Annotated in this window: 4 protein-coding genes; all 4 read left to right on the forward strand. The window is 64.2% G+C overall.

From position 1 onward, the window contains the following. A partial coding sequence (locus AC1RJW_RS29585) for a thiamine pyrophosphate-dependent enzyme (protein WP_493048094.1) occupies nt 1-1,312 on the forward strand: 1,312 nt, incomplete at its 5' end. Next, nucleotides 1,309-2,226 carry a myo-inosose-2 dehydratase gene (gene iolE / locus AC1RJW_RS29590; protein ID WP_493048095.1) on the forward strand — a complete coding sequence of 306 codons (918 nt, stop codon included), beginning with the start codon at nt 1,309-1,311 and terminating at the stop codon, nt 2,224-2,226. The genes AC1RJW_RS29585 and iolE, both read left to right, overlap by 4 nt. After that, nucleotides 2,223-3,017: a 5-deoxy-glucuronate isomerase gene (gene iolB, locus AC1RJW_RS29595; protein WP_493048096.1), complete on the forward strand. Its 795-nt coding sequence runs from the start codon at nt 2,223-2,225 to the stop codon at nt 3,015-3,017. Before iolE ends, iolB begins: the two co-directional genes overlap by 4 nt. Before the next feature lie 14 nt (nt 3,018-3,031). Beyond that, nucleotides 3,032-3,636, forward strand: a 605-nt coding sequence (locus AC1RJW_RS29600; protein WP_493048097.1) for an aldehyde dehydrogenase family protein, incomplete at its 3' end; no start/stop codon positions are given.

Consider the following 3,636-nt stretch of genomic DNA (forward strand, 5'->3'; position numbering starts at 1 on the left):
CCCGGCCGCCTGCGGCCCCGTCACCTTGTCCCTGCCGCAAGACGTGCAGACGATGGCGTATGACTATCCGGCCGACTTTTTCGAACCGAGAGTCGTGCGTTTCCGTGCCGTGCCGCCCGTCGAGCAGGAACTGGAAGAGGCGGCCGCCTTGCTGCAAGCGGCGAAGCAGCCGCTGATCGTCGCCGGTGGCGGCGTGCTGTACGGCCAGGCCGGCGCCGCCTTGCAGGCGTTTGCCGAGCGCCACGGCATTCCCGTGGCGGAAACCCAGGCCGGCAAGAGCAGCTTGCCATGGGACCACCCGTTGCAGCTGGGCGCCATCGGCGTCACCGGTTCGCCCGCCGCGAATGCGCTGGCGGCGGACGCGGACGTGGTGCTGGCCGTCGGCACGCGCCTGCAGGATTTTACGACGGGGTCCAACTCCCTGTTTGCGCAGGCGCAATTGGTCAGCCTGAACGTCAACGCTTTCGATGCGCTGAAACGCCGCGGCCTGGGCCTGCAGGCGGACGCGACACTCGGCTTGCAGGGGCTGTCGCGCCTGCTGGGCAGCTGGAACAGCGCGGGCCAGTGGCTGGACCGCGCGCAGCAGGCGGGGAATACCTGGCGCGATACCGTGGCGTCCATTACCGGCAAGCGGGAAGTCGCCGGCTTGCCGTATGACGGCGAAGTCATCGGCGCCGTGCAGCGTTCCGCAGCCGATTCCACCGGCAACGATATCGTCGTCTGCGCGGCGGGCACCTTGCCGGCCGAGCTGCACAAGCTGTGGAGAACGTCCACGCCGGGCGGCTACCACATGGAATACGGCTACTCCTGCATGGGCTATGAAATTGCCGGCGGCCTGGGCGTCAAGATGGCCAAGCCGGAAGCCGAAGTCATCGTCATGGTGGGCGACGGCAGCTATCTGATGATGAATTCGGAAATCGCCACCTCCGTCATGCTGGACAAAAAACTGATTATTGTCGTGCTCGACAACCGGGGCTATGGCTGCATCAACCGCCTGCAGCAGGCGTGCGGCAATGCCTCGTTCAACAATATGTTGCCCGACAGCGCCCCCCGTATTGACTTCGCCCTGCATGCGCAATCCCTGGGCGCCTTGAGCGAGCACGTGGCCAGTATCGCCGAACTGGAGCAAGCCATGCTGCGCGCCCGCGCCGCTTCCCGCACGTATCTGATCTGCATCAATACGGACGATACGCGCACGACAGAAGAGGGCGGCTGCTGGTGGGAAGTGGCCGTGCCCGAAGTCTCGACGCAAGCCGGCGTGCAAGCTGCGCGCGTCCGTTATGAACTTGACCGCCAAGGACAACAAAAATGACTACTACATGGAATGTACGCATCGGCATCAACCCGATCTCGTGGATGAACGACGATTTGCCCAGCCTGGGCGGCGAAACGCCCCTGGAAACGGCCCTCAAGGAAGGCGCCGAGATCGGCTACGTGGGCTTTGAACTGGGCAACAAGTTTCCGAAAGATGCCCCGTCCCTGAACGCCGTGCTGGGCAAATACAATCTCGCCTGCGTTTCCGGTTGGTATTCGGGCCGCCTGGCGCACCGCAGCGTCGAAGAGGAGATCGCCTCCGTCGGCCCGCATTTGCGGTTGCTGGCCGACAGCGGCGCCACCGTCATGGTCTACGGCGAGGTGGCCGACGCCATCCAGGGCGAAGCGCGTCCCTTGTATAAACGCCCGCGTTTCCAGTCCGCCCAGCAATGGCAGGACTACGCCGATAAACTCACGGCGTTTGCGCAGCACCTGCTGGCCCACGGCGTGCGCCTCGCGTATCACCATCATATGGGCGCCTATGTGGAAACGCCGGCCGACGTGGACCAACTGATGGCCTTGACGGGGGCCGAGGTCGGTTTGCTGTTTGATACCGGTCATATCACGTTTGCCGGCGGCGACGCGCTGGCGGTGCTCAACAAACATATCGACAGGATTTGCCACGTGCATTGCAAGGACGTGCGCCCGAACGTGGTGAAACTGGCCCGCAATGGCCACTGGAGTTTTTTGCAGGCCGTCATCAATGGTGCCTTCAGCGTGCCCGGTGACGGCAGCATTGACTTCCCGGCCATCCTGACGCGGCTGTATCTGCACGGCTACGCAGGCTGGCTGGTGGTGGAAGCGGAGCAGGACCCGGCCGTCGCCCCCAGCTACGAATACGCGAAGATGGGCCACGATTACCTGGCACGCCTGGTCGATGCGATTCCCCGCCTGGGCCGGGAGGCGGCATGAGCCCGCTGCTGGTGAAAGCGGGGCAGGGACAGACCATCGTCGAGGTCACGCCCGCATCGGCCGGCTGGACGCACGTGGGCTTTGCCGCCCACCGCCTGGCGGCCGGAGAATCGCTGAGCCTGGAGACGGGCAAGCGCGAACTGTGCCTCGTCGTGCTGACGGGCACGGTCACCGTGCAGGCGGGCGAGCAGACCTGGGACGCCATCGGCAAGCGCGCCAGTGTCTTCGAGGACGTCTCGCCCTACGCCGTGTATGTGCCGCTGGACACCACGGTCAGTATCACGGCCGTGAGCGCCGCCGAGGTCGCCCTGTGCAGCGCCCCGGCCACGACCAAGCGCCCGGCGCGCCTGATCGAACCGGCCAGCATGACGCGCTCCGTGCGCGGCAAGGGCGCCAACACGCGTTATGTGTGCGACATCCTGCCGCAGACAGAGGAAGCGGACGGCTTGCTGGTGGTCGAGGTGGTCACGCCGTCGGGCCATTCGTCGAGCTATCCGCCGCACAAGCACGACAGCGACAATATCCCGCTGGAAAGTTCTCTGGAAGAAACCTATTACCACCGATTGAACCCCGAACAGGGCTTTGCCTACCAGCGCGTCTACACGGATGACCGTTCCATCGACGAGGCCATGGCCGTGGAAAACCACGACGTGGTGATGGTGCCCAGGGGCTACCACCCCGTCACCGTGCCGTATGGCTATGACGGCTATTACCTGAACGTGATGGCCGGCCCCAAGCGGGTCTGGCACTTTAAAAACGACCCGGCCCATGACTGGCTGATGACGAAATAACCAAGGACAAGACAATGACGACCCCGACAATCGGCCACTTTATTGGTGGCAACCCCATGGCCTCGCGTTCCGAGCGCACGAGCGACGTGTTTAACCCTGCCACCGGTGCCGTGACGGCGCAGGTGGCGCTGGCGACGCCTAGCGAACTGAACGCCGCCGTGGCCGCCGCCCACGCGGCCTTTCCCGCCTGGTCGCAAACGTCCCCTTTGCGCCGCGCTAGAGTCATGTTCAAGTTCAAGGAGTTGCTGGAAGAACATGCGGATCAGTTGGCCGCCCTGATTACGGCCGAACACGGTAAAGTCTTCACGGATGCGAAAGGGGAAGTGACGCGCGGCATTGAAGTGGTGGAATTTGCCTGCGGCATCCCGCAGATGATGAAGGGCGAGTATTCGGAACAGGTGGCCGGCGGTATCGACGCCTGGTCGATCCGCCAGGCACTGGGCGTCTGCGTCGGCATCACGCCGTTCAATTTTCCCGTGATGGTGCCGATGTGGATGTTCCCGATGGCCATTGCCTGCGGCAATACGTTTGTATTAAAACCGTCGGAGCGCGACCCGTCGGCCAGCCTGCTCCTGGCGCAACTGTTGACGGACGCGGGCTTGCCCGACGGCGTCTTCAA

This window comes from Janthinobacterium sp. GW822-FHT07A03 (genome assembly GCF_058798815.1).